Raw genomic sequence first — 26,352 nt, 5'->3', positions numbered from 1 at the left:
GATCAGTTGTACGACAGGCCCATCGCGTCACGCACGTCGCGCATCGTTTCCGTCGCGTACTTGCGCGCCTTGTCGCAACCGTCCGCGACGATCGCGCGCAGCAGCGACGGATCGTCCATGTACTTCTGCGCGCGCTCGAGCATCGGCTGCTGCTCGCGCAGGATGCCTTCGACGACCGGCTGCTTGCAGTCGAGGCAGCCGATGCCCGCCGAGCGGCAGCCCTTCTGCACCCAGTCGTGCGTCGCTTCGTCCGTATAGACCTGGTGCAGCTGCCACACCGGGCACTTGTCGGGATCGCCCGGATCGGTGCGGCGCACGCGCGCGGGATCGGTCGGCATCGTGCGGACCTTCTTCGTGATCGTCTCGGCGTCTTCACGCAGGCCGATCGTGTTGCCGTACGACTTCGACATCTTCTGCCCGTCGAGGCCCGGCATCCGCGATGCTTCGGTGAGGAGCGCCTGCGGCTCGACGAGGATGATCTTGCGCGCGCCTTCGAGATAGCCGAACAGGCGTTCGCGGTCGCTCATCGACAGGCTCTGCGATTCCTGCAGCATCGCACGCGCCTGTTCGAGCGCCTCGTCGTCGCCCTCCTGCTGATACGCGTTGCGCAGCTCGTGATAGAGCTTCGCGCGCTTGCCGCCGAGCTTCTTCGCGGCATCGAGCGCCTTCTCCTCGAAGCCCGGCTCGCGGCCGTACAGGTAGTTGAAGCGGCGTGCGATCTCGCGCGTCATCTCGACGTGCGGCACCTGGTCTTCACCGACCGGCACGAGCGAGCCGCGATACAGCAGGATGTCGGCCGCCATCAGCACCGGGTAGCCGAGGAAGCCGTAGGTCGACAGATCCTTGTCCTTCAGCTTCTCCATCTGTTCCTTGTAGGTCGGCACGCGTTCGAGCCAGCCGAGCGGCGTGCTCATGCCGAGCAACAGCGCGAGTTCGGCATGCTCGGGCACCTTGCTCTGGATGAACAGCGTGGCCTGCGCCGGGTCGATGCCGGACGCGAGCCAGTCGATCAGCACGTCCCATACGTTCTTCTCGATGACCTCGGGAGTCTCGTAGTGCGTCGTCAGCGCATGCCAGTCGACGACGCAGAAGAAGCACGGGTACTCGGACTGCAGCTTCACCCAGTTTTTCAGCACGCCGTGGTAGTGACCGAGGTGCAGCGACCCGGTGGGTCGCATGCCGGAGAAAATACGTTCAGGGAACATGATTGTCGTTAGAGAAGCGAAGCGAATGGGGACAGGATGGCGCTCAGGACGGCGTAGCCGACGTTGACGAGCGGGCGCAGCCAGAAGTTCGTCAGCACGCCCGTCGCGACCAGCACGAGGACGATGATGAAACCGTACGGCTCGATGCGCGACAGCGCGATCGATTGCTTCGTCGGCAGCAGCGCCGCCAGGATGCGGCCGCCGTCGAGCGGCGGCAGCGGAAACAGGTTCAGCACGCCGAGCACGAGGTTCGCGCTGACGCCGGCAAACGCCATCCGCGTGAAGAACGGCTCGTCGATGCCGACGGCAGGCAGCACGAGCGTCAGCACGCCCCAGATCAGCGCCTGCACGAAGTTGCAGGCCGGGCCCGCGAGCGAGACCCACAGGCTGCCCCAGCGCGGATCGCGCAGGTTGCCGAACGACACCGGCACTGGCTTCGCATAGCCGAACAGGAACGCGCCGCCGGTCAGGAAATACATCACGAGCGGGATCGCGATCGTGCCGATCGGATCGATGTGACGCATCGGGTTGAACGACACGCGCCCCATCACGTAGGCGGTATTGTCGCCGAGCAGGCGGGCGGCATAGCCATGCGCGGCCTCGTGCAACGTGATCGCGAAGATCACGGGTAGCGCGTAGACGGCGATGGTCTGTATCAGGGAAGCATCCATATCGCGTTATTGTAACAAGCGCACTCGCGCAAAAAATGGAACGGCGCGCTTACGCCGCCGAGAGTCCGAACGGCTCGAGCGCGCCGCGCCCCGCGCGCACGAGCTCGGGCTCGTCGCCGGTCAGGTCGATCACCGTCGACGGCTCACGCGGGCACGCGCCGCCGTCGATCACGAGGTCGACCTGTTTCTCGAGCCGATCGCGGATTTCTTCGGGATCGTTGAGCGGCTCGTCGTCCGGCGGCAGGATCAGCGTCGTGCCGAGCAGCGGCTGGCCGAGCGATTCGAGCAACGCGAGCGTGATCGCATGATCGGGCACGCGCAGCCCGATCGTCTTGCGCGACGGGTGCGACAGCCGGCGCGGCACTTCCTTCGTCGCCTGCAGGATGAAGACGTACGGGCCGGGCGTCACCGACTTGATCTGCCGGTACTGGCGGTTGTCGACCATCGCGAAATTGGCGAGCTCCGACAGGTCGCGCACGAGCAGCGACAGGTGCTGCTTCTCGTCGAGGCCGCGAATCCGGCGCACGCGCTCGACCGCGTCCTTGTCGTCGAGATGGCACGCGAGCGCATAGCTCGAATCGGTCGGCATCGCGATCACGCCGCCCTTGCTGACGATCTCCACGGCCTGCTTGATCAGGCGCGGCTGCGGATTATCCGGGTGAATCCTGAAGAACTGGGACATGGGGGGTCGTAAAGGGGGAAAAGTCGGATGCGCGCGCCAGAGGCAACGCGGGCGGCAGGCCGCCGCCCGGTGTCAGAGCCAGCGCTCCCAGACCGGTGTCAGGTCGGGCGGCAACGGCGGCAGGCTGCCGAGCTCGACACGGCCCTCGCCTGGCGCATGGAAATCCGAGCCGCGCGACGCTTCGAAGCCGAAGCGGCGTGCGACGTCCGCGTATTCGCGGTACTGATCGGGTGTATGGCTGCCCGTGACGACCTCGATCGCGCGGCCGCCCAGATCGATGAACTCGCCGAAGAACGCGTCGAATTCGACGGGCGTATAGCGGTAACGGCCCGGATGCGCGACCACGGCTTCGCCGCCGGCCGCCCGAATCCACGCGACAGCGTCGGGAAGCATCGCCCAGCGGTGCGGGACGAACCCGGGCTTGCCGTCGCCGAGCATGCGATCGAACACATCGGACGTCGACGTGGCATGGCCGTTCTCGACGAGAAAGCGGGCGAAGTGCGTGCGCGAGATCAGGTCGGGATTCGACACGTACTTCAGCGCGCCTTCGTACGCGCCGGGAATGCCGAGCGTGGCGAGCTGTTCGCCGATCGCCACCGCACGCGCCGCGCGGCCGTGGCGCGTACGGTACAGGCCGTCGACGAGCACCTGGTTCGCGGGATCGACATTCAGGCCGACGATGTGCACGGTGCGCGACGCCCACGTGACCGAAATCTCGACGCCGCTCAGGTAGCGCATGCCGAGCGCTTCCGCCTCGCTGCGCGCCGCCGCCTGGCCGCCGATCTCGTCGTGGTCGGTCAGCGCCCACAGGGTCACGCCGCCGGCATGGGCGCGGCGCGCGACGTCGGCAGGCGACAGCAACCCGTCGGAAACATTCGAATGGCAGTGGAGATCGGCGTTCATTGTCGGCATGGCAGGTAAGGCTTCATTCTACTGCAACGCGGCAATGCGCCGCCCGCCTGCCCCGCCGCTGCCGCCGCGCGCTTACGCGCAGAACGCCTCGATCAGCGCCGCGACCTGCTCGGGCTGGTCGTGATGCACCATGTGGCCGGCATCCTCGACGAGCTTCTCGCGCCAGTCGGGGAACGCGTTGAAACGCGCCTTGAATTCCGGCAGCGGGATGTCGCCGGCGATGTGCGCCAGCGTCGGCGAATTGACGGCCTCGACGTGCAGCACCTTCGCGCGCACCTGCGCCCAGGTGGCCATCACTTCGTCGAGCCGGTACAGCTGCGGGCCCGGCATCTTGTGCGCCGGGTCGGCCAGCAGGTGATAGAGGCCGTCGTCGCCGCGCTTCGACCAGTGCGCGGCGAGGAACGCGGCGCGGTGCGGTGCGAGCCGCGGATTGGTCTTGGTCAGGCGCGCCGCCACGTCGTCGAGCGACGCATAAGGGCGCAGCGCGGGCGGTTCGCGCAACTCGTCCAGCCAGCCGCGCAGCCGGCGCGGCGCCTGCTCGGCCCGCGCGGGCGCGAGCCCGAAACCCTCGAGATCGACCACGCGCCGCACGCGCTCCGGCCGCGCGCCGGCATACAGGCACACGACGTTCGCGCCCATGCTGTGCCCGACCAGGTTGACTTCGCCGGTCGGCGCATAGTGGTCGACGAGCGCATCGAGGTCGCCGAGGTATTCGTGGAACCAGTAATGGCCGCCGCCCTGCCGCGCGACCGGCCAGTCGGACAGCCCGAAACCGCGCGCATCGGGGGCGATCACCTGCCAGTCGCCCGCGAGCGCATCGACGACGAACTGGAACGACGCCGCGACGTCCATCCAGCCGTGCAGCATGAACAGCGTCGGCGCATCGGGCCGGCCCCAGCGCCGGACATGCAGCTTGACGCCGCGCACCGTGACGAAATCGGAAACAGAACTCGAGGCACTCATTGCAGCCGCCAAAAAAAGAATGATCGTTCGATTATAGCGGCGACGCCTTCCTTCCGGTGTCCGGCAATCGAGGCACCGCTCTAGCGGTGCCAGGACACGAGGGGCCGCCGGCAACCGCCATCTACCGGGCACACGGGACGGCTGACAGCCGCCGAAACGCCCCCGAACGCGAGCCGGCTAGCGTGGCGCGCTTCCGTCCGCTCCGTCCTGCGCGGCCAGTTCGTCGAGTTCGGCCTGCTCGAATCCCGCATCGCGACGCGCATCGAAATTGAACGGCCCCCGCAGCCGCGGCGCATGGTACTGCTCGGCGAGCTGCCGGTAGGTCGGCACCGGATCGCGGCCGGCCTCGTCGCACAGGTGCCGGAACCAGTGGTTGCCGATCGCGACATGGCCGATTTCGTCGCGCAGGATCACGTCGAGGATCGCGGCCGACGCATCGTCGCCCGCCTGGACGAGCCGAGCGCGGATCGGCGGCGATGCGTCGAGCCCGCGGGCCTCGAGCGTGCGCGGTACGAGCGCCATGCGCGCCAGCACGTCGCCCTTGGTTCGCTCGCACATCTCCCACAGACCGTTGTGCGCGGGAAAATCGCCGTACGCATGCCCGAATGCCGCCAGACGGTCGGACAGCAGCGTGAAGTGATAGGCCTCCTCGGCCGCCACCTTCAGCCAGTCCGCGTAGAACGCGCCCGGCAGGCCCGCGAAACGCCAGACCGCGTCGAGCGCCAGATTGATCGCATTGAACTCGATATGGGCCAGCGCGTGCAGCAGCACGGCGCGCCCTTCGGGCGAACGCATGCTGCGGCGCTCGAGCTGGCGCGGCTCGACGAGCGGCGGCCGCACCGGGCGGCCGGGCAGATCCGCCGGTTCGGGCAACTCGAGCGACGGGGCGATCGCCGCCTGCCCGGCCAGCAGCGCCTCGTGGAGCGCGCGCACCCGGGCGGCCTTGGCCGCGGGTTCGGTGTCACGCAGCGCGGCGAGCGCGGCGCGGCGCACGCAGGCCGGCGCATTGCCGAAAGAAGAAGACTCCATGCTCATAAACGGGGACACCCCGCGTGCGCAGCCCGGGAGCGCACGCACGCGACGGTTTACAATAGGCGATTGTTCCGCGGCGCAATGCAGCAATGCGAATGCGCCGGGCAAACCAGACGCGCCATTCTACCGGCGCCCATCATCGAAGAGACAAGGAGACACCGTGACGATCTACAAGCTGGGCGATACGGCCCCGACGATCCACGAAAGCGTATTCGTCGCCGATACGGCGGCCATCATCGGCAAGGTCGTGCTCGAGGAGAACGCGAGCGTCTGGTTCGGCGCGACGATTCGTGGCGACAACGAGACCATTACCGTCGGCGTGGGCAGCAACGTCCAGGAAGGCGCGGTACTGCATACGGATCCCGGCTTTCCGCTGACGATTGCCGAAAACGTGACGATCGGGCACCAGGCCATGCTGCACGGCTGCACGATCGGCGAAGGTTCGCTGGTCGGTATCCAGGCGGTGGTCTTGAATGGAGCGGTCATCGGCCGCAACTGTCTGGTTGGTGCCGGCGCGGTCGTGACGGAAGGCAAGACGTTCCCGGACAACTCGCTGATTCTCGGCGCACCGGCGAAAGTCGTGCGCGAGCTGTCGGCGGAAGACATTGCGCGGCTGCGCACGAACGCGAAGACGTACGTCGAGCGGCGTGCGCATTTCAAGGAGCAACTCGTGCGGATCGGGTGATTCGCACGGATTTCAAGGAAGAAGAGTGAGCGACCAGTTACAGAAATTCATGTTCAATGCGGCGCCCGTGCGTGGCGAGATCGTTTCGCTGCGCAATACGTGGCAGGAAGTGCTCTCCCGCCGCGACTACCCTGCCCCCGTGCGCACGGTGCTCGGCGAGATGATGGCCGCGTGCGCGCTGCTGTCCGCGAACCTGAAATTCAACGGCACCCTGATCATGCAGATCTTCGGCGACGGGCCGGTCCAGATGCTGGTCGTCCAGTGCGGTTCGGATCTGTCGATGCGGGCCACCGCGAAGTTCGCCGGCGATGCCGCTCAGACGATCGGCGACGACACGAGCTTCCCGTCGCTCGTCAATGCGAGCGGTCACGGCCGTTGCGTGATCACGCTCGACCCGGCCGACAAGCTGCCGGGCCAGCAGCCGTACCAGGGCATCGTGCCGCTGAACGGCGTCGACGGCCCGCTCGAATCCGTCTCGCAGGTGCTCGAGCATTACATGCATCATTCGGAGCAGCTCGACACGCGGATGTGGCTCGCAGCCGATCGCGACCGCGCGGTCGGCATGCTGCTGCAGAAGCTGCCGGGCGACGGCGGCATCGTGCCGCGTAATGCCGAAACCGATACCGATACGTGGGAGCGCGTCTGCACGCTCGGCGGCACGCTGTCCGCGCAGGAACTGCTCGAAGTCGAACCGGAAGTGGTGTTCCGCCGGCTGTTCTGGCAGGAAAACGTGCAGCACTTCGAACCGGCCGGCACGCGCTTCCAGTGCTCGTGCTCGCGCGAGAAGGTCGGCGCGATGCTGCGCATGCTCGGCCGCGAAGAAGTCGACAGCGTGATCGTCGAGCGCGGCCACGTCGAGATCCATTGCGAGTTCTGCAATCAGCGCTACGAATTCGATCCGGTCGACGTCGCGCAGCTGTTCGCGGCCCCCGGCGTCGAGACGGGCATCGCGCCCGCCACCGACCAGCGTCACTGAGCTGGGCAGCGGCCCGGTGCCCGCCATGCGGGCACGGGCGCATAATGACGCACGAGCGTCGCACGCACGGCTCCGGCGCCGAAGTCTCGTACTTCGGCGCAAGCCGCCTCCCGTCGTCGGCGCGCTGCAGGAGAAACACATGAATCGCCCGCTTCATCGACCGTTTCATCGATCGTTCCACACCATCGTCCTGACGAGCGTTGCCGCCGGCACGCTCGCCCTTGCCGGCTGCGCGATGCCGCCGCCGACTTCTACGATCCTGAGCCGCCTGCCCGAACCCGGTGCATCGGGCGGCCAGCCGCGCGCGCTGTCGAGCGCCGAACGCAAGCGCTATGACGAGATCGACCAGCAGGTGCTGCGCGAACAGAACAGCGCGATCGCAGCCGAGGCCGCGGCGCGCGCGTGGGCCTATTACTCGCCGCCGCCCGTCACCGTCTACGGCGGGTATTACGGCGGATGGGGCAATCGCTGGGGCACGGGTATCAGCTACGGCTACCCGGGATGGTGGTGAGCGTGCATCGCTCAGTCGATTGACTACCGGCAGGAAATAAAAAAGCGCGGCATTTCCCGCGCTTTTTCAATGGATTCGAGCAATTGCGCTCAGTGATGCGCGGCCTTGCCCTTGTCGCCGCCATGATGCCGCGACGGCTTCGCGATCGACTGCGGATTCGGCACGACACGCACCGGCGCCGCGGATACGGCGCCGCGCGTCGACGTATTCGACGGCGTGTTGTTCAGCGGCGCGGCCGGCGCATTCGGCGACACGAACTGCACGAACACCTCGCCGTCCTTCACCATGCCCATCTCGTAGCGCGCGCGCTCCTCGATGGCCGCAGTGCCGCTCTGCAGATCCTGCACTTCGCCGGCGGTGCGCTCGTTGCGCAACTTCTCGTCCGCATTCTTCTGGAGCTGGTCGTCAAGCTGCTGACGCAATTCATGCACCCGCAGCCAGCCGCCGTGTCCCCACCATAGGGGGTACTGAATGAGCGCCAGCAGGGCAATCAGGACGACAGTGACAAGCCGCATGTAAGAACCGCAGATATAAGAAGCGCCGCTCCGCGCACATGCACAGAGCGGCGTCGAGATGACGAACCCGATAGTAGCGCGTTAGCGCAGGTTATAGAAAGCCGATTTACCCGGGTAGCTTGCGATGTCGCCGAGATCTTCCTCGATGCGCAGCAGCTGGTTGTACTTCGAGATACGGTCGCTGCGCGACAGCGAACCCGTCTTGATCTGACCGGCGTTCAGGCCGACCGCGATGTCCGCGATCGTCGAATCTTCCGTTTCGCCCGAGCGGTGCGAGATCACGGCCGTGTAGCCGGCACGCTTCGCCATTTCGATTGCCGCGAACGTTTCGGTCAGCGTACCGATCTGGTTGATCTTGATGAGGATCGAGTTCGCGATGCCCTTCTCGATGCCTTCCTTCAGGATGCGCGTGTTCGTGACGAACAGGTCGTCGCCGACCAGCTGCACCTTCTTGCCGAGGCGGTCGGTCAGCAGCTTCCAGCCTTCCCAGTCGCTTTCGTGCATGCCGTCCTCGATCGACACGATCGGGAACTTGTCCGCGAGCGTCGCGAGGTAGTCGGTGAATTCGGCCGACGACAATTGCAGGCCTTCGCCCGCGAGCTGGTACTTGCCGTCGTGGTAGAACTCGGATGCCGCGCAGTCGAGCGCGAGCAGCACGTCTTCACCGGCACGGTAGCCAGCCTTCTCGATCGCCTGCAGGATCGTCGACAGGCACTCGTCGTTGCTGCCGAAGTTCGGCGCGAAGCCGCCTTCGTCACCGACTGCCGTGCTCATGCCGCGGTCGCTCAGGATCTTCTTCAGTGCGTGGAACACTTCCGCGCCGCAACGCAGGGCTTCACGGAACGTCGGCTGGCTTACCGGGACGATCATGAATTCCTGGATGTCGAGGCTGTTGTTCGCGTGCGCGCCGCCGTTGACGATGTTCATCATCGGCACCGGCAGTTGCATTGCACCCGAACCGCCGAAGTAGCGGTACAGCGGCAGGCCAGCCTCTTCGGCGGCTGCCTTCGCGACGGCCATCGACACGGCCAGCATCGCGTTCGCGCCGAGGCGCGACTTGTTGTCGGTGCCGTCCAGCTCGAGCAGCGTCTTGTCGAGGAACGCCTGTTCCGACGCGTCGAGGCCCATGATGGCTTCGGAGATTTCGGTGTTGATATGCTCGACTGCCTTCAGCACGCCCTTGCCGTTGTAGCGGCCGGCTTCGCCGTCGCGCAGTTCGATCGCTTCACGCGAGCCGGTGGACGCGCCCGACGGCACCGCCGCGCGGCCCATCGTGCCCGATTCGAGCAGCACGTCGCATTCGACGGTGGGGTTGCCGCGCGAATCCAGAATCTCGCGGCCGATGATATCTACGATTGCACTCATGGGTTTCCTCTGAGAATGACGATGGATTCTTCAAACTGCGACGGCGCGCGCGCCTGAACCGCTTTCGCTACTGACGCGCGAAGCCGTCGCAAGGTTCATTCGATCTTTAATTGAAATCGTTTTCCAGGAACGGATTGCGCTTCACCGCCTGGTCGAGCGTGACGAGGGTCTCCAGCAGCGCACCCATCCGGTTCAGCGGCACCGCGTTCGGGCCGTCCGACTTTGCTTCAGCCGGATTCGGGTGCGTCTCCATGAAGAGGCCCGCGACGCCCGTCGCGACCGCCGCCCGTGCGAGCACCGGCACGAATTCGCGCTGGCCGCCCGAGCTCGTGCCCTGCCCGCCCGGCAGCTGCACCGAGTGGGTCGCATCGAACACGACGGGGGCGCTCGTCTCGCGCATGATCGCGAGCGAACGCATGTCCGACACGAGATTGTTGTAGCCGAACGAGACACCGCGCTCGCACGCCATGAAGCGGTCTTCCGACAGCCCCGCTTCACGGGCCGCTTCGCGCGCCTTGTCGATCACGTTCTTCATGTCGTGCGGCGCGAGGAACTGGCCCTTCTTGATGTTGACGGGCTTGCCCGAGCGCGCGCACGCATGGATGAAATCGGTCTGGCGGCACAGGAACGCCGGCGTCTGCAGCACGTCGACGACCGACGCGACCTGCTCGATCTCTTCGATCGAATGCACGTCGGTCAGCACCGGCAGGCCGAGCTGGCGCTTCACCTCGGACAGGATCCGCAGGCCCTCGTCCATTCCGAGGCCGCGGAACGACTTGCCCGAGCTGCGGTTCGCCTTGTCGTAGGACGACTTGTAGATGAACGGAACGTTCAGCTTCGCGCAGATCTCCTTCAGGCGGCCCGCCGTGTCGATCGTCATTTGCTCCGATTCGACGACGCAGGTACCCGCGATCAGGAAGAAAGGCTTGTCGAGACCGACCTCGAAATCGCACAGCTTCATGCTTACACTCCGCGCGCTTGCTTGTTGGCAAGCGCAGCTTCGACGAACGACTTGAAGAGGGGATGACCGTCACGCGGCGTGGACGTGAATTCCGGGTGGAACTGGACGCCGACGAACCACGGGTGCATCGAACGCGGCAGTTCCATCATTTCCGGCAGATCCTCGCTCGGGGTACGGGCGCTGATGATAAGGCCGCCGGCTTCGAGCTGGGGCACGAAGCGGTTATTGACTTCATAACGGTGGCGATGGCGCTCGTTCACGTCCTTGCCATAGATTTCTTCCGCCATCGTGCCCGGCTTGATCGGGCAGCGCTGCGAGCCGAGGCGCATCGTGCCGCCGAGGTCGGATTCCTCGGTGCGCGTCTCGATCTTGCCGTCGCGGTCGGCCCATTCGGTGATCAGCGCGACCACGCGTTCCGGCGTGTCCGGCTCGAATTCCGTGCTGTTCGCCTGCTTCAGGCCGACGACGTCGCGCGCGAACTCGATCACCGCGAGCTGCATGCCGAGGCAGATGCCGAGATACGGCACCTTGGCTTCACGCGCATAGCGGATCGCCGCGATCTTGCCTTCCGTGCCGCGACGGCCGAAACCGCCCGGCACCAGCACGGCGTCGAGGTGCTTCAGGCTGTCGACACCGTTCGTCTCGATCTCTTCCGAGTCGATGTATTCGATGTTGACCTTGGTCGACGTGTGCAGCGATGCGTGGCGCAGCGCCTCGATCAGCGACTTGTACGACTCGGTCAGGTCGACATACTTGCCGACCATGCCGATCGTCACTTCGTGCTTCGGGTTCTCGAGCTTCTCGACGAGTTCCGACCACATGCTCAGGTCGGCGTCCTTCGGCGACAGCTTCAGTTCCTCGCAGATGATGCGGTCGAGGCCCTGGTCGTGCAGCATCTGCGGAATCTTGTAGATGCTGTCGGCGTCCCACACCGAGATCACGGCGTCTTCCGGCACGTTCGAGAACATCGAGATCTTCTTCGATTCGTCGTCCGGAATGCGGCGGTCCGCACGGCACAGCAGCACGTGCGGCAGGATGCCGATCTCGCGCAGCTTCTGCACGCTGTGCTGGGTCGGCTTCGTCTTCAGCTCGCCGGCCGTCGCGACGTACGGCACCAGCGTCAGGTGCACGAAGCACGCGCTGTTGCGGCCGAGGCGCAGGCTCATCTGGCGCGCGGCTTCGAGGAACGGCAGCGATTCGATGTCACCGACCGTGCCGCCGATCTCGACGATCGCGACATCCGGCTCACCGCAGGTGGCCGACGCGGCCCCGCGCTCGACGAACGCCTGGATTTCGTTCGTGATGTGCGGAATGACCTGCACGGTCTTGCCGAGATAGTCGCCGCGGCGTTCCTTGCGGATCACCGATTCGTAGATCTGGCCGGTCGTGAAGTTGTTGGCCTTGCGCATCTTCGTGCTGATGAAGCGCTCATAGTGGCCGAGGTCGAGGTCCGTCTCCGCTCCATCTTCCGTCACGAACACTTCGCCGTGCTGGAACGGGCTCATCGTGCCGGGGTCGACGTTGATGTAGGGATCGAGTTTGAGGAGGGTGACTTTCAGACCGCGCGATTCGAGGATCGCGGCGAGGGAAGCGGCGGCAATACCCTTGCCAAGGGAAGAAACTACGCCGCCGGTGACGAAAACATATTTGGTCATCGCTGGATGCTCGCGGGAAAAACGGATTATACCGTAAAGCCCGCCCTTCTCTCAGCAATTGACTCGATGATCGCGCCCTTTCGCGCCGACCCGCACCAGCCGTGCGCGCCGGCGCAACCGCGCGCATCGCAGGCGCGCCCCGGCCGCCCAACCGTGCGTCAGGCGCGCTTCGCGAGCGGGGCACCGCCCTGCGTCACATCGCCCTCCACCGCCTTCAGCGAATTCAGCATCCGCTGCAATGCGCGGGCGGTCTCGAGCGGCCGCTCCATCGGGAACAGGTGGCTGCCTTCCAGCCATTCGACGCGACCGCGCGCCGCGCGGCGCGTCGCATCGAGCCCGACCTGGCGCACCTCGCGCGAACGCGTGCCGGCGAGAAAACCGAGCGGCACCGGCGCGCCGTGCGCGAGCCGCGGGCCGAGCGTGTGCGGCAGGGTCCGGTAGATCAGGTATTCGATCTGCCGGTCGAACGCGAGCGCCCGCTCGCCGTCGGCACCGGCCTGCGGAATCCCATAGTCGATGTAGTCCGCCAGCATCCGTTCGTCCCAGCGGGCGAACGCCGGCTTCTCGCGGAAATGCCGCCAGACGTCGTCGCGGCTCACCCAGCGCGTGCGCCGGTTGCGCGTCGCGGCGGCCGGCGACAGCCGCTCGTCGAGCCCCGCCCACTGGCTTGCACGCAATGCGCCGGCGCGCCAGCCCGCGATGATCGGCGAATCGATCATCACGACGCCGCGCACCCATTGCGGCTTCTTCAGCGCGGCCATCAGCGACAGGTAGCCGCCGAGCGAATGACCGACGAGCCAGACGGGACGCTCGTAGCGGCTGCCGATGTCGTCGAGCAGCTGCTCGACGAGATGCGGCCAGTCACGCGTCACCGGGTAGCGGCGGTCGTGGCCGATCCGTTCGATGTAGCGCAGCTCGTAGTCGTCGGCCAGTTCGGCGAAGATCGTCCGGTACGTCGACGCCGGGAAGCCGTTCGCGTGCGAGAAATGGAGGATGTCCTTCAAACGCCGATGTCTCCTTTGTCGGCGGGAGTTGGTGCTTTAGCGCTTACTCCCGCCCCATGCTTCGCGGTCGACCGGGGTCAGCCCCGGCCCTCTGCTTCGTGTTCTGCCGGGCCCATGCTTCGACATGATGCGCGGATCCCGGGCCTTCCTTCTCGCTACGCCGGCCCTCGCCGCGATCACCGATCCATCCAGTACCGTCGCCGAACGTCGCGATAACGCTCGAAGGCAAACCCGCCGTCGGCCGGTGCGACGTCGAACCGCACGGCACCGTCGCGATCGGTGCGCGGCAGCGGAATCCCGCGCGCCTCGTAACGGGCGAGAACCGTCCGGTGAGGATGCCCGAAACGATTGCGATAGCCTACAGGAAATACCGCGACGCGCGGCCCGACCGAATCGAGGAAAGGCTCGACCGACGACGTGCGGCTGCCGTGGTGCGGAACGACCAGGATCTGCGCGGCCAGCGCGTCGCGCGCAGCGTCCACGAGCCGGCGTTCGGCGCGCGCCTCGATGTCGCCCGTCAGCAGTGCGGACGTGTCGCCCGCGTCGATGCGCAGCACGCACGACTGCCCGTTCGAGGTACCCGCACCCGGGCCGCCCTGCGGCCACAGCATCGTGAACGCGACGCCGTCCCAGGTCCAGTGCTGCCCGGCCACACACGGCAGCCGGTCGGCGACGCCGGCAGCTGCCGCGTCGCGCCACAGCCGGCTGTTCGGCGCAATGCCGGCCAGCAACTGTCGTACGTCGGCTGCCGCATAGACGGCTGGCGCACCGCCCGCGTGATCGGCATCCGCGTGACTGAGCACGAGCGAATCGATCACCGCGATGCCACGCGCACGCAGTGCCGGCGCAACGATCCGCGCGCCGGCATGAGTCGACTCCGCGCCCGGCCCCGCATCGAACAGCACAGTGCGCCGCGCGGTCTCCACCAGCACCGACGCGCCCTGCCCGACGTCGAGCACGGTCAGCCGGAAACCGCCCGGCGGCGGCGTATCGGCTGCCGGCGCGACGAGCGGCAGCCACGTGAGCGGTGCCACCCAGCGCAACGGCCAGCCGCGCGGCATCAGCGCCCATGCGACGCCCACACAGGCCAGCACCAGCGCCGGCCAGTCGGGCATGCGCAACCAGAACACGCCGGCCGGCCAGTCGGCGAGGTGCCCGAGCAACGTCATCATCGGTTCGAGCGCCGCGTGCGCAAGCCGGAATGCATACGCATCGAACGGCGCCGGCAGCGCGATGCCGGCCAGCACGACCGGCGTCACGACCGAGCTGACCCACGGAATCGCAAACGCATTGCCAAACGGGCCCGACAGGGAGATCTGCGCGAACCATGCGGCCGTCAGCGGCGCGAGACCGATCGTCACCGCGTACTGCACGCGCGTGGCCTCGGCAATACGGCGCCCGGCGCGTGCCCCCCACGCACGCAACCGGCTCGACAAGCCGGCCGTGCCATCGCCCTCCTCGCGTTCCGCATCGGGCTCACGCACGCCACGCCAAGCGGCGACGGCCATCAGGATCACGGCAACCGCCCCGAACGACAGCCAGAACCCGGCCGACAGCACCGCCCACGGATCCGCAACCAACACGCCGCCGAGTGCCGCGCACAGCACCGCGGAAGTCGGTACGCTGCGCCCGGCCAGATACGCGATGCCGCCGGCCGCGATCATCCACCACGCGCGCTGCGCCGGTACGTTGAAACCGGCGAGCGCCGCATATCCGGCCGCGGCGGTGAGTGCGGCGAGCGCGGCGGCGTACGGCGCCGGCAACATGAGCGTCGCGGCCCGTGCGCGCCAGCGCAGGCGGCGCCAGACCATCGACACGAGCCCGCCCGCGATCGCGCCGACGAGCCCGACATGCAGGCCGGAGATCGCGACCAGGTGGCTCGTGCCCGTGCTGCGCAGCACGCGCCAGTCGTCGTCGCCAATGTCCGACTGATCCCCGATCGCGAGTGCGGCGACGATGCCGCGATGACTGGCGTCGCTGCCGAGCGCCTCGGCGATACGCGAGCGCAGCGCATCGCGCAGCCGATCGATCGAAGCACGCCATCCTGATGCGTGCACATCGAGCAATACCGCCCGCCTGGGCGCGCTGACATAGCCGATCGCGCGAATACCTGCGGCAAGCCACGCCGCCTCGCTGTCACGCACGCCGGGATTGGCCTCGGCATGCGGGCGCTTCAGACGCACGACGAAACGCCAGCGCTGTGCGGCACGCAGATCGGGAAGTGGATCGCGTGTCGCCGATGCGCCATACGCGCGCCACGACAGCCGGATCAACGGCGGAAAACGAGCCAGCCCCGCATCGTTCGACTCGACGGCGAACAGCAGCCTCGCACTTGTCTCGTCGATCACGGGCAGCCCCTGAATCACACCGGTCACGACGATGTCGCGCCCTTCCCACTCGACGGGCAGGCTGTCGTCCAGCCGCCATTCGGCCCGCGCGGCCGCGTAGCCGAACCCCGCGACGCAGGCCGCGAGCGCGCACAGCATCCATCCGAACGCGACGGTCGACCGCGTGCGCCTGCGGCGCATGCACCACGCGCCCAGCACCGCGCAGCCCGCGAGCACGGCTGCACCGATCGTCCATGCGAACGCACCCGGCAACGCCGCCTGCCGCTGCAGCACGACCACGCCGAGCGCGAACGCGATCCACCACACGCGCATCGCACCTCCTCGTCCACCCGGCGCCGCCATGGCGAATGCGGCGCCTTCCGGCAACGATTATGCGGACGAAAGTGCGAGTCGCGGCAGCGCGGCGAGCGCGTTAGCCGAAGTGCATAGGGACACTGCGCCGGCGTCGAGCCCGCGCAGTTCGGCGAGTACATCGCCGATGCGTGGCACCTGGTCGGGCGTGTTGCGGGATTTGTACGCCCATTCGGGCGCGATGTCGGGCGCGTCGGTCTCGACGACGAGCGCGTCGAGCGGCAACTCCGTGGCGAGCCGGCGGATCTGCAGCGCGCGCGTGAAGGTCACGTTGCCACCGAAGCCGAGATGCAGTCCTTGCGCGAGATACGCTTCGGCCTGCTGGAAACTGCCGTTGAACGCATGCGCGATGCCGCGCCGCACGCCGAACCGGCGCAGCCCGGCCAGCACGCGATCCTGCGACTTGCGCACGTGACACAGCACGGGCAGATCGAATTCGCGCGCGAGCTTGAGTTGCCCCTGGTAGAAGAACTGCTGCCGGTCTTCGTCGAGCCCCGGCACGAAATAGTCGAGACCGATCTCGCCGATCGCGACGAAGCGCGGATCGTCGAGGCTCGCCTCGATCTCCATGCGCAGCAGGTCGAGATCCTCGTCCCGTGCGCGCGGCGTATACATCGGATGGATGCCGAGCGCATAGACCGCGCCCGGCGTGCGTTGCGCGAGCTCGCGCACCGTCGTGAAGTTGTCGCGCCCGACGCTCGGGATCACGATGCGCGACACGCCGGCCGCGCGCGCCGCGTGCGCGACCGCGTCGCGGTCGGCGTCGAACTCGGCGGCATCGAGATGGCAGTGCGTATCGATCCACATGGCAGCAGTCCTGTGCCCTGGCGCCGCACCGGGACAACCCCGGCAGCAGGCCAAGCGCGTTCGCTTCTTACACCGGCAGCGCCGGCTCCTCGTACAGCACGCCGTCACGCAGCCGCATGATGCGGTCGCAGCGCGCGGCGAGATCGGGATCGTGCGTGACGATCACGAAGCTCGTTTCGAGCGTCTCGGACAGTTCGAGCATCAGGTTGAACACCGTATCGGCCGTCGTGCCGTCGAGGTTGCCGGTCGGCTCGTCGGCCAGCACGCACGCGGGTTTCGTGACCAGCGCGCGCGCAATCGCGACGCGCTGCCGCTCGCCGCCCGACAGCTCGCCCGGCCGGTGCTTCGCACGCGGGCCGAGACCGACACGCTCGAGCATCGTCTGGGCCTGCTCGCGCGCGTCCTCGGTCGTCATCCGGCGGATGCGCAGCGGCATCGCGACGTTGTCGAGCGCGGTGAACTCGGGCAGCAGGTGATGGAACTGGTAGACGAAGCCGAGCGCACGGTTGCGCAATTCGTTGCGCTCGCGCTCGGCGAGCTGCGTAAACGGCTTGCCGAGCAGCGACACCTCGCCCGCGCTCGGCTCGTCGAGCCCGCCCAGCACGTGCAGCAGCGTGCTCTTGCCGGAACCCGACGCACCGACGACCGCGAGCTTCTCGCCGCGCCGCACCGTCAGTTCGGTATTGTTGAGCACCTGCACGTTGAAGCCGCCCTGCACGAACGCCTTCGTGATCCCGCGCGCCTGAAGCACGTATTCCTGCATACCTGCCGAATCCTGTCTGTTGTGTTGTTTTGCATCCGCGAATGCGGTCGCGCGATCATTCATAGCGAAGCGCCTCCGCCGGCTTCACCTTCGCGCCGCGCCAGCTCGGATAGAGCGTCGCAACGGCCGACAGCGCGAACGCGATCAGCCCGATCCGGATCACATCGCTCGCGACGAGTTCGGACGGCAGCTCGCTGATGAAGTACACGGACGGCGGCAGGAACTGCACGCCGAACAGGTGCTCGATCATCGGAATCAGCCACGGGATGCTCCACGCGATCAGGCAGCCGAGCGCGACGCCCGACGCCGTGCCGACGAAGCCGATCGTCACGCCCTGCACGACGAAGATCTTCATGATCGACCCCGGCTGCGCGCCGAGCGTACGCAGGATCGCGATGTCGGCCTGCTTGTTGGTCACCGTCATCACGAGCGACGACACGAGGTTGAACGCGGCCACCGCGATGATCAGCGTAAGGATGATGAACATCATCCGCTTCTCGATCTGCACGGCCGAGAACCACGTTTTGTTCTGCTGGGTCCAGTCGCGGATGTACAGGCTGCCCGACAGCGTATGCGACAGCTCGACCGCCACGTCCGGCGCCTTCTGCATGTCCTTCAGCCGCAGCCGCACGCCGGTCGGCGCGGACATCCGGAACAGCGCCTCGGCGTCGCGGATGTTGATCATCGCGAGCGTGCTGTCGTATTCGTAGTGCCCGGACTCGAACACGCCGACGACCGTGAACTGCTTCAGCCGCGGCATCATGCCGGCCGGCGTGATCGACCCTTCCGGCGCGACCAGCGTGACCTTGTCGCCGACCGTCACACCGAGGTTGCCGGCGAGCGCATCGCCGAGCACGATGCCGAACTGGCCCGGCACGAGCGCGCCGAGCTGGCCTGCCTTCATGTCCTTGCCGATGTCCGACACCTGCGGCTCGAGCGTCGGCTCGACGCCGCGCAGCATCACGCCGCTCACCGCATCCTGGCGGGTGAGCAGCGCCTGCGCATCGACGTACGGCGCCGCGCCGATCACCGACGGATTGCGGCGCGCTTCCTGCGCGGTCAGTTGCCAGTCGGGCATCGAGCCCGTCGGCGAGAACACCTCGACGTGCGCAAGCACCGACAGCATGCGGTCGCGCACTTCCTTCTGGAAGCCGTTCATCACCGACAGCACGACGATCAGCGCCGCGACGCCGAGCGCGATCCCGAGCATCGACACGAGCGCGATGAAGGAAATGAAGCCGTTACCGGTCGTGCGTTTGCCGGCGCGCGTGTAGCGCCAGCCGATCTGCCATTCGTACGGAAGTTTCAAGCGAATCCTTTCTGCTGGTTACGGCGGGGAGGCGCCCCGCGGCCGGACCGCCGCCCGGTGGCGGCCACCGGCACGGGCACGGTCGAAAAACGGCCGCCGGACGCGAACGGGCCGTCAGCCGGCCCGATCACGCGCGCAGTTTGCCATACAATGCGCACCATCATGCACGACCGACGCCTCCATTTTCTCGTTCCGTTCGCGCTGCCGTCGGCGGCCGATGCGGCCTCGTCCCTGCACACGCTGGACAGCCCCGCGCTCGAAAAGTTGCTCGCCCGCGCCAGCCTCGTCGAGCGCGTGGCGGGTGAAGACTTCCAGCGCACGCTGCCGCACGAGCGCTGGCTGGCCCGCCAGTTCGGCGCGACCCAGGGCAACGCCGCGGACGAGGCGCCGCTCGCGCCCTACATGCTGCTGGCAGACGGCGGCGACCCCGGCGCCCACGCGTGGGCCTGCGTCGAGCCCGTCCACGTCGAAATCGCACACGATCACCTGGTGCTCGTCGATCCGGCCGCCCTCGCGCTCGCCGACGGCGACGCAGCCGCGCTGCTCGCGGTCGCGCGGCCGCTGATCGAGGAGCTTGGCGTCCGGCTCGAAGCGCCGAACCCGTCACGCTGGTATTTGTCGAGCGAGCAGCTTGCCCGGCTCGCCGGCGCCGCGCCGCTGCGCGCGAGCGGCCGCAACATCGAGATCTGGCTGCCGCACGAGGCCCATACGGGCGAACGCTCGCGGATGTGGATGAAGCTGCAGAACGAAGTGCAGATGGCGTGGTTCCAGCATCCGGTCAACGAAGCCCGCGAGGCGCGTGGCCTGCCGGCCGTCAATTCGATCTGGTTCCATGCGCAGGGCACGCTGAAGCCGGTCGGCAAGCCGTTCGCGCGTGTGCTGTCCGCATCGCCCGCGGCGCTCGGCCTCGCGCGCGCCGCGCAAGCCGATGCCGGCGCGTTGCCGGCCGCGTTCGGCACGCTGCCCGCCGCCGACGGCGCGACGCTCATCGAACTGCCGGCGCTGACCACCCCGTTCATCGAGCAGGATTGGGCGCGCTGGCACGACGGACTCGCCGCGCTCGAGCGCGACTGGTTCGCGCCGGTCCTCGCCGCGCTGCAATCCGGCGAGCTCGCGAGCGTCGATATCACGCTGTGCGGCGACACGAGTTCCGTGACGCTGCACGCGACGCGCGGCGACCTGCGCAAATTCTGGCGCCGCCGCGCGCTGGCCTCCCTGTTCGAATAACAAGCAGACCCCGTATGACCCGGATCGTTACCCGCCCCGTCGCACCCGCCGACGCCGAAGTGCTCGCGCGCCACGGCCTGCACCCCGTCCTTGCGCGCCTGTACGCATCGCGCGGTGTGCAGTCCCCCGCCGACATCGAGACCGCGCTGGCGCGCCTCGTTCCGCCCACCGAGCTGAAAGGCTGCGCCGACGCGGCGTCGCTGCTCGCCGACGCGATCGCCGACAAGCGGCGCCTGCTGGTCGTCGCCGACTACGACTGCGACGGCGCGACCGCCTGCGCGGTCGCGGTGCGCGGCCTGCGGATGTTCGGCGCGCAGATCGACTACCTGGTGCCGAACCGCTTCGAATACGGCTACGGCCTCACGCCCGAGATCGTCGAACTCGCGGCCGCGCGCAAGCCCGACCTGCTGATCACCGTCGACAACGGGATCGCGAGTGTCGCGGGCGTCGAAGCCGCGAACGCGCGCGGCATCGACGTGCTCGTGACCGACCATCACCTGCCCGGCGACGCGCTGCCCGCCGCACGCGCGATCGTCAACCCGAACCAGCCCGGCTGCGTGTTCCCGAGCAAGCACCTCGCGGGCGTCGGCGTGATGTTCTACGTGCTGCTCGCGCTGCGCGCCGAGCTGCGCCGCCGCGGCGCCTTCGCGAGCAAGGAAGCCGAGCCGCGCCTCGACGGCCTGCTCGACCTCGTCGCGCTCGGCACCGTCGCCGACGTCGTGCGGCTCGACGGCAACAACCGCGTGCTCGTCGCACAGGGGCTGCAGCGGATCCGCAACGGCCGCATGCAGCCGGGCATCGCCGCGCTGTTCCGCGCCGCCGCACGTGAAGCACGCACGGCGTCGGGCTTCGACCTCGGCTTCGGCCTCGGCCCGCGTCTGAACGCCGCCGGGCGGCTCTCCGACATGTCGCTCGGGATCGAGTGCCTGATCACCGACGACATCGGCCGCGCATGGGATCTCGCGCAGCAGCTCGACGTGATGAACCGCGAGCGCCGCGAGATCGAGGCCGGCATGCAGCAGCAGGCGCTCGCCGATCTCGCCGACGTCGATCCGGCCGACGCATGCACGATCACCCTCTTCAACCCCGAGTGGCACCAGGGCGTGATCGGCATCGTCGCCGGCCGGCTCAAGGAAAAATTCCACCGCCCGTCGTTCACGTTTGCGCACGCGGACGACGAAGGCAAGCGGGTCAAGGGGTCGGGCCGTTCGATTCCCGGCTTCCACCTGCGCGACGCGCTCGACCTCGTGTCGAAACGCGAACCGGACCTGATCGTCGCGTTCGGCGGCCATGCGATGGCGGCCGGCCTCACGCTCGACACCGAGAACGTGCCGCGCTTTGCCGCCGCGTTCGAGGCCGTCGCGCGCGAATGGTTGTCCGACGACGCGCTCGCCCGCGTGATCGAAACCGACGGCGAACTCGAGGACGCGTACTTCACGCCGCAGTTCGTCGGACTGCTCGACGAGGCCGTCTGGGGGCAAGGCTTTCCGGCCCCGCTTTTCTCGGGCGAATTCGACGTCGTGTCCCAGTCGCTCGTGAAGGAAAAGCATCTGAAGCTGCAGCTGGCGCGCGGCCGCCAGCGTTTCAGCGCGATCTGGTTCAACCACACGGAGCCGCTGCCGGAGAGCGCGCTGGTCGCGTACCGCCTCGTCGCCGACACGTGGAATGGCGTCACGCGCGTCCAACTGATCGTCGAACACGCGGCCGGCTGAGCGTGGGCCGCCCGGCCCGCGATACCCGCCGCTGCACGCACGCCGCGCCGGACGGGGCCGCGGCACGCGTGCGAGCACCGTTTGCGTCACCGGGCAACCCTGCCGATCGGCTATAATTCCGCTTTTTTACGAAGCAAGAATAGCGAACGATCATGGAAGCGGAACGTCTCAACGCGATCGAAAGCTCCCTGCTCGACCTGCGCAACCGCGCGGGCGAGCTTCGGGGGTATCTTTGACTACGACGCCAAAGCTGCGCGTCTGACCGAAGTCAACAAGGAACTCGAAGACCCGAACGTCTGGAACGATTCGAAGAACGCCCAGGCGCTCGGTCGCGAGAAGAAGCTGCTCGAGGGCGTCGTCACGACGCTGACCGCGCTCGATAGCGACCTGCGCGACGCGCTCGACCTGTTCGAGCTGGCCCGCGAGGAAGGCGACGAGGACACCCTCGTCGCGTCGGAAGAAGACGCCGCGAAGCTCGAGGCACGCGTGGGCGACATCGAGTTCCGCCGGATGTTCTCGAACCCGGCCGACCCGAACAACTGCTTCATCGACATCCAGGCCGGCGCCGGCGGTACCGAGGCGTGCGACTGGGCGTCGATGCTGCTGCGCCAGTACCTGCGCTACTGCGAACGCAAGGGCTTCAAGGCCGAAGTGCTCGAAGAGTCCGACGGCGACGTCGCCGGCATCAAGAATGCGACGGTCAAGGTCTCGGGCGAATACGCATACGGCTTCCTGCGCACCGAAACGGGCATTCACCGCCTCGTGCGCAAGTCGCCGTTCGACTCGTCGGGCGGCCGCCACACGTCGTTCTCGTCGGTGTTCGTGTATCCGGAAATCGACGACTCGATCGAAGTCGAGATCAACCCGGCCGACCTGCGCATCGACACGTACCGCGCATCGGGCGCGGGCGGTCAGCACATCAACAAGACCGACTCCGCGGTGCGGATCACGCACATGCCGACCGGTATCGTCGTGCAGTGCCAGAACGACCGCTCGCAGCACCGCAACCGCGCAGAAGCGATGGCGATGCTGAAATCGCGCCTGTACGAAGTTGAAATGCGCAAGCGCCAGGCCGAACAGGACAAGCTCGAATCGAGCAAGACCGATGTGGGCTGGGGCCACCAGATCCGTTCGTACGTGCTCGACCAGAGCCGCGTGAAGGATCTGCGCACGAACGTCGAAATGAGCAACACGCGAGCTGTCCTCGACGGCGACCTCGACGACTTCATCAGCGCGAGCCTCAAACAGGGCGTGTAAGCGCCGCGGCGCGGCCCTGCCGGGTCGCGCCCCCTTGCCCTTCCCGTTTGCGTTGCCGCACCCACTCCGAATTCCGACCATCATGACCGAACCGACCCAAACGCAGCCCGCCGTCACGGCGGACGAAAACCAGATCATCGCCGAGCGCCGCGAGAAGCTGCGCGCCCTGCGCGAGCAAGGCGTCGCCTACCCGAACGACTTCCGGCCCGAGCACCACGCAGCCGACCTGCAGGCGAAGTTCGCCGACTCGGACAAGGCCGCGCTCGAAGCGAACCCGGTCGAGGTGTCGGTCGCCGGCCGCATGATGCTCAAGCGCGTGATGGGCAAGGCGAGCTTCGCGACGGTGCAGGACGGTTCGGGCCAGATCCAGTTCTTCGTGACGCCGAACGACGTCGGCGCGGAAACCTACGACGCATTCAAGAAGTGGGACCTCGGCGACATCGTCGCCGCGCGCGGCGTGCTGTTCCGCACCAACAAGGGCGAGCTGTCGGTCCAGTGCAAGGAACTGCGCCTGCTGTCGAAGGCGCTGCGCCCGCTGCCGGACAAGTTCCACGGCCTGTCCGACCAGGAAATGCGCTACCGCCAGCGCTACGTCGACCTGATCGTCACGCCGGAAACGCGCGACACGTTCCGTGCCCGCACCAAGACGATCGCGTCGATCCGCAAGTTCATGGACAACGCCGAGTTCATGGAAGTCGAAACGCCGATGCTGCACCCGATCCCGGGCGGCGCGGCCGCGAAGCCGTTCGTCACGCATCACAATGCGCTCGACATGCAGATGTTCCTGCGCATCGCGCCGGAGCTGTACCTGAAGCGCCTGATCGTCGGCGGCTTCGAACGCGTGTTCGAGATCAACCGCAATTTCCGGAATGAAGGCGTGTCGCCGCGTCACAACCCGGAATTCACGATGATGGAGTTCTACGCCGCGTACACCGATTACCGCTGGCTGATGGACTTCACCGAGCAACTGATCCGCCAGGCGGCGATCGATGCGCTCGGCACCGCGACGATCCAGTACCAGGGCCGCGAGCTCGACCTCGCGAAGCCGTTCCACCGCCTGACGATCACGCAGGCGATCCAGAAATACGCACCGGACTACACCGACGGCCAGCTGTCGGACGACGCGTTCCTGCGCACCGAACTGAAGCGCTTCGGCGTCGACGTGTCGCAGCCGGCGTTCCTGAACGCCGGCATCGGCGCACTGCAGCTCGCGCTGTTCGAGGAAACGGCCGAAGCGCAGCTGTGGGAGCCGACCTTCATCATCGACTACCCGGTCGAGGTGTCGCCGCTCGCACGCGCATCGGATACGGTGCCGGGCATCACCGAGCGTTTCGAGCTGTTCATGACCGGCCGCGAAATCGCGAACGGCTTCTCGGAGCTGAACGATCCGGAAGACCAGGCCGCACGCTTCAAGAAGCAGGTCGAGCAGAAGGATGCGGGCGACGAGGAAGCGATGTTCTTCGACGCCGACTACATCCGCGCGCTCGAATACGGGATGCCTCCGACCGGCGGCTGCGGGATCGGCATCGACCGTCTCGTGATGCTGCTGACCGACAGCCCGACGATCCGCGACGTGCTGCTGTTCCCGCATCTGCGCCGCGAAGACTGATCGCCGCGCCCGCGTGTGCGCCGCGCCCTGCGGCGCGCACGCGTCAGCTTTGTAACGACGCGTAAATCCCGCCAACCGGCGTCCGCCGGGTTTCGATCCTCCCCCGTTTTATCCCCTCGTCGTAACGGCCTTCCTCGGGTTTTCCCGGTAACGACCGCCTGCGCCCCGCTGCAATTCGTTACACCTTGATACGGTGCGCCGCGAGCCGGTGGATGACACTCCTGTTGCGTCACCACGCATGACCACGGGACCAGAACGAGGCGCAGGAACGCCAAGTCTGCTCGCTCCCGAGCGTGGGGTCCGGCCCGGCACCGATGTGCCGATCCGGATCGACATCGGAGAAAAAAATGGACAACCAGAATCAGACCACGCCGCAAAAGCAACGCCTCCACCCGCTCATCGCCACCGCCGCCGGCGCCGTCATCGTCGCCAGCCTCGCGGCGACGGCCGCGATCACGGGCGTGTTCCCGAAGGCCAGCAGCAGCAACGAACAGAACGGCCAGACCCAGGCCGCGCTGATCGCATCGCAGCCGGCCGTCGATACCGCCGCCGCTGCCAGCGCCGCGCTCGCCGCGCAGGCCCAGCAGCAGGCGGCCGAACAGGCTGCCGCGCAGCAGAAGGCCGCCGTCGCGCAGGCCGAGCCGAAACCCGCGCCGCGCCCGGCTGCGCCGCACCGCCGCCACACCACGGCACCGCAGCCGCCGCAATACGCACAGCAGCCGTCGGCACCCGCGCAGACCTACTGCCAGAGCTGCGGTACGGTCGTCGCGGTTACGCCGATCCGCACGCCCGGCCAGAGCTCGGGCATCGGCGCGGTCGGCGGCGCCGCGGCGGGCGGCCTGCTGGGCAACCAGTTCGGCCACGGCAACGGCCGCACCGCAATGACGATCATCGGCGCACTGGGTGGCGGCCTGGCCGGCAACCAGGTCGAAAAGCAGGTGCGCGCGGAAACCGACTACCAGGTGCAAGTGCAGATGGAGAGCGGCGCGACGCGCACGTTCACGTACCACAACCAGCAGCCGCCGTTCGGCCAGGGCCAGCGCGTGCGGATCGAGAACGGGACGCTGGTGGGCGCGTAATCGCGTGACTCCCCTGCCCGCGTCACGCGCGCGGGCAACCGCGACTGAAAATGAAAACGGCTCGTGAGCGATTGCTCACGAGCCGTTTACCATTGCCAACCGTCTGCGCCATTACGGCGCACGCGGTGTTCAGTCCTCGTCGTCGAAGTCCGATTCGTCGATCCAGTGCGCCTGGATCGCTTCGAGGATCTTCTCGCCGGAGTGCGTCGGATCGTCGTTGAAGCCATCGAGTTCGAGCACCCACTGGCGCAAGTCGACAAAGTTGATCCGCTGCGGGTCGATGTCGGGGTGCTTGTCCGCCAGCGCAATGGCTATTTCACGCGAATCGGTCCATTTCATCGCCTGCCTCCGGTTCCTGTCAGTGGTTTTCCTTCGCGTGGTTGATCGAGTACTTCGGGATCTCGACCACCAGGTCCGAATCTTCCGTCACGATCGCCTGGCACGACAGGCGCGACGTCGGCTCGAGGCCCCACGCCTTGTCCAACAGATCGTCCTCGTCCTCTTCGGACGGCGTCAGATCGTTAAAGCCTTCGCGGATCACCACGTGGCACGTCGTGCACGCGCACGACTTCTCGCATGCATGCTCGATCTCGATCCCGTGTTCGAGCAGGTTGTCGCAGATACTCTTGCCGGGCGTCGCGTCGATCACTGCGCCATCCGGGCACAGTTCGACGTGAGGCAGCACCACCAGTTGAGGCATGTCCGTTCCGTCAGTCAGGGTGCGGCGCCAGGCGCCGCACGGTTCATTATCGC

General features: G+C 67.3%; 25 protein-coding genes. 8 read left to right on the top strand and 17 right to left on the bottom strand.

Annotated features, from left to right (window positions below; all coding sequences use genetic code 11):
- Nucleotides 1–2 precede the first annotated feature (2 nt).
- From QZM67_RS30900 to QZM67_RS30875, 6 genes are all read right to left on the bottom strand, one after another.
- Nucleotides 3–1,205: a tryptophan--tRNA ligase gene (locus QZM67_RS30900; protein ID WP_011352534.1), complete on the bottom strand. Its 1,203-nt coding sequence runs from the start codon at nt 1,203–1,205 to the stop codon at nt 3–5.
- A gap of 8 nt (nt 1,206–1,213) precedes the next feature.
- Complete coding sequence (locus QZM67_RS30895) at nt 1,214–1,876, bottom strand: site-2 protease family protein (protein ID WP_043190288.1); 663 nt, start codon at nt 1,874–1,876, stop codon at nt 1,214–1,216.
- Nucleotides 1,877–1,925: 49 nt separating this feature from the next.
- Nucleotides 1,926–2,558 (bottom strand): L-threonylcarbamoyladenylate synthase, encoded by a 633-nt coding sequence (locus QZM67_RS30890; protein WP_043190290.1) that lies wholly within the window; start codon nt 2,556–2,558, stop codon nt 1,926–1,928.
- A gap of 72 nt (nt 2,559–2,630) precedes the next feature.
- Nucleotides 2,631–3,461, bottom strand: a complete 831-nt coding sequence (locus QZM67_RS30885; protein ID WP_301809124.1) for a 3',5'-nucleoside bisphosphate phosphatase — start codon at nt 3,459–3,461, stop codon at nt 2,631–2,633.
- Nucleotides 3,462–3,542: 81 nt separating this feature from the next.
- Nucleotides 3,543–4,433, bottom strand: coding sequence for an alpha/beta fold hydrolase (locus QZM67_RS30880; protein ID WP_301809087.1), 891 nt, complete (start codon nt 4,431–4,433; stop codon nt 3,543–3,545).
- A 177-nt stretch (nt 4,434–4,610) separates the two neighbouring features.
- Nucleotides 4,611–5,468: a ferritin-like domain-containing protein gene (locus QZM67_RS30875; RefSeq protein ID WP_043190294.1), complete on the bottom strand. Its 858-nt coding sequence runs from the start codon at nt 5,466–5,468 to the stop codon at nt 4,611–4,613.
- Nucleotides 5,469–5,625: 157 nt separating this feature from the next.
- On the opposite strand from QZM67_RS30875, the gene QZM67_RS30870 reads away from it, so the two are divergent.
- The 3 genes from QZM67_RS30870 (at nt 5,626) to QZM67_RS30860 (ending at nt 7,637) form a co-directional block, all read left to right on the top strand.
- Nucleotides 5,626–6,150 carry a gamma carbonic anhydrase family protein gene (locus QZM67_RS30870; protein ID WP_089450879.1) on the top strand — a complete coding sequence of 175 codons (525 nt, stop codon included), beginning with the start codon at nt 5,626–5,628 and terminating at the stop codon, nt 6,148–6,150.
- A gap of 25 nt (nt 6,151–6,175) precedes the next feature.
- Nucleotides 6,176–7,126 (top strand): Hsp33 family molecular chaperone HslO, encoded by a 951-nt coding sequence (hslO, locus tag QZM67_RS30865; RefSeq protein ID WP_043190298.1) that lies wholly within the window; start codon nt 6,176–6,178, stop codon nt 7,124–7,126.
- 139 nt (nt 7,127–7,265) lie between these two features.
- The gene (locus QZM67_RS30860) at nt 7,266–7,637 is read left to right on the top strand and encodes a hypothetical protein (protein WP_301809084.1); all 372 of its coding nucleotides are present in this window, start codon (nt 7,266–7,268) and stop codon (nt 7,635–7,637) included.
- Between the two features lie 89 nt (nt 7,638–7,726).
- On the opposite strand, the gene ftsB is transcribed toward QZM67_RS30860, so the two are convergent.
- The 9 genes from ftsB to QZM67_RS30815 all read right to left on the bottom strand — a co-directional run bounded on the left by ftsB (nt 7,727) and on the right by QZM67_RS30815 (nt 18,715).
- Entirely contained in the window at nt 7,727–8,152 is a 426-nt protein-coding gene (gene ftsB / locus QZM67_RS30855) for a cell division protein FtsB (protein ID WP_043190303.1), read from the bottom strand.
- Between the two features lie 81 nt (nt 8,153–8,233).
- Nucleotides 8,234–9,517, bottom strand: a complete 1,284-nt coding sequence (gene eno, locus QZM67_RS30850) for a phosphopyruvate hydratase (RefSeq protein WP_011352544.1) — start codon at nt 9,515–9,517, stop codon at nt 8,234–8,236.
- Nucleotides 9,518–9,623: 106 nt separating this feature from the next.
- Nucleotides 9,624–10,478 (bottom strand): 3-deoxy-8-phosphooctulonate synthase, encoded by an 855-nt coding sequence (kdsA, locus tag QZM67_RS30845; RefSeq protein WP_085039266.1) that lies wholly within the window; start codon nt 10,476–10,478, stop codon nt 9,624–9,626.
- Nucleotides 10,479–10,480: 2 nt separating this feature from the next.
- The gene (locus QZM67_RS30840; protein WP_175024120.1) at nt 10,481–12,133 is read right to left on the bottom strand and encodes a CTP synthase; all 1,653 of its coding nucleotides are present in this window, start codon (nt 12,131–12,133) and stop codon (nt 10,481–10,483) included.
- Between the two features lie 158 nt (nt 12,134–12,291).
- Entirely contained in the window at nt 12,292–13,137 is an 846-nt protein-coding gene (locus tag QZM67_RS30835) for an alpha/beta fold hydrolase (RefSeq protein WP_301809075.1), read from the bottom strand.
- Between the two features lie 176 nt (nt 13,138–13,313).
- Complete coding sequence (locus QZM67_RS30830; RefSeq protein WP_301809072.1) at nt 13,314–15,797, bottom strand: DNA internalization-related competence protein ComEC/Rec2; 2,484 nt, start codon at nt 15,795–15,797, stop codon at nt 13,314–13,316.
- A gap of 57 nt (nt 15,798–15,854) precedes the next feature.
- A complete protein-coding gene (locus tag QZM67_RS30825) occupies nt 15,855–16,643 on the bottom strand; it encodes a TatD family hydrolase (protein WP_043190311.1) in 789 nt (262 codons plus the stop codon).
- A 67-nt stretch (nt 16,644–16,710) separates the two neighbouring features.
- Nucleotides 16,711–17,406 (bottom strand): lipoprotein-releasing ABC transporter ATP-binding protein LolD, encoded by a 696-nt coding sequence (lolD, locus tag QZM67_RS30820; RefSeq protein WP_175024117.1) that lies wholly within the window; start codon nt 17,404–17,406, stop codon nt 16,711–16,713.
- A gap of 55 nt (nt 17,407–17,461) precedes the next feature.
- Entirely contained in the window at nt 17,462–18,715 is a 1,254-nt protein-coding gene (locus tag QZM67_RS30815) for a lipoprotein-releasing ABC transporter permease subunit (protein WP_124585185.1), read from the bottom strand.
- A 162-nt stretch (nt 18,716–18,877) separates the two neighbouring features.
- Between QZM67_RS30815 and QZM67_RS30810 the strand changes: the two genes are divergently transcribed.
- The 5 genes from QZM67_RS30810 to QZM67_RS30790 all read left to right on the top strand — a co-directional run bounded on the left by QZM67_RS30810 (nt 18,878) and on the right by QZM67_RS30790 (nt 25,599).
- Nucleotides 18,878–19,942, top strand: coding sequence for a regulator (locus QZM67_RS30810; protein ID WP_301809064.1), 1,065 nt, complete (start codon nt 18,878–18,880; stop codon nt 19,940–19,942).
- A 14-nt stretch (nt 19,943–19,956) separates the two neighbouring features.
- Nucleotides 19,957–21,654: a single-stranded-DNA-specific exonuclease RecJ gene (gene recJ / locus QZM67_RS30805; RefSeq protein WP_043190319.1), complete on the top strand. Its 1,698-nt coding sequence runs from the start codon at nt 19,957–19,959 to the stop codon at nt 21,652–21,654.
- Between the two features lie 152 nt (nt 21,655–21,806).
- Nucleotides 21,807–22,911, top strand: a protein-coding gene (prfB, locus tag QZM67_RS30800; RefSeq protein WP_105392842.1) for a peptide chain release factor 2 whose coding sequence is annotated in 2 segments (ribosomal slippage) — nt 21,807–21,887 and nt 21,889–22,911 — 1,104 coding nt in all. Because the reading frame shifts where the segments join, the coding sequence is not laid out codon by codon here.
- Between the two features lie 82 nt (nt 22,912–22,993).
- Nucleotides 22,994–24,520, top strand: coding sequence for a lysine--tRNA ligase (gene lysS, locus QZM67_RS30795; RefSeq protein ID WP_043190322.1), 1,527 nt, complete (start codon nt 22,994–22,996; stop codon nt 24,518–24,520).
- A 347-nt stretch (nt 24,521–24,867) separates the two neighbouring features.
- Complete coding sequence (locus QZM67_RS30790) at nt 24,868–25,599, top strand: glycine zipper 2TM domain-containing protein (RefSeq protein WP_043190323.1); 732 nt, start codon at nt 24,868–24,870, stop codon at nt 25,597–25,599.
- 129 nt (nt 25,600–25,728) lie between these two features.
- Here QZM67_RS30790 and iscX read toward each other — a convergent pair whose 3' ends face one another.
- On the bottom strand, nt 25,729–25,938 hold the full coding sequence (gene iscX / locus QZM67_RS30785; protein WP_011352557.1) for a Fe-S cluster assembly protein IscX: 210 nt from the start codon (nt 25,936–25,938) through the stop codon (nt 25,729–25,731).
- Nucleotides 25,939–25,957: 19 nt separating this feature from the next.
- Nucleotides 25,958–26,299, bottom strand: a complete 342-nt coding sequence (fdx, locus tag QZM67_RS30780; RefSeq protein ID WP_043190328.1) for an ISC system 2Fe-2S type ferredoxin — start codon at nt 26,297–26,299, stop codon at nt 25,958–25,960.
- Nucleotides 26,300–26,352 lie beyond the last annotated feature (53 nt).

The organism is Burkholderia sp. AU45251 (assembly GCF_030482905.1).
GTDB classification, from domain to species: Bacteria; Pseudomonadota; Gammaproteobacteria; order Burkholderiales; family Burkholderiaceae; genus Burkholderia; species Burkholderia aenigmatica.
The sequence above is the reverse complement of the archived record's forward strand: the minus strand, read 5'-3'. Positions and strand labels throughout refer to the sequence as shown.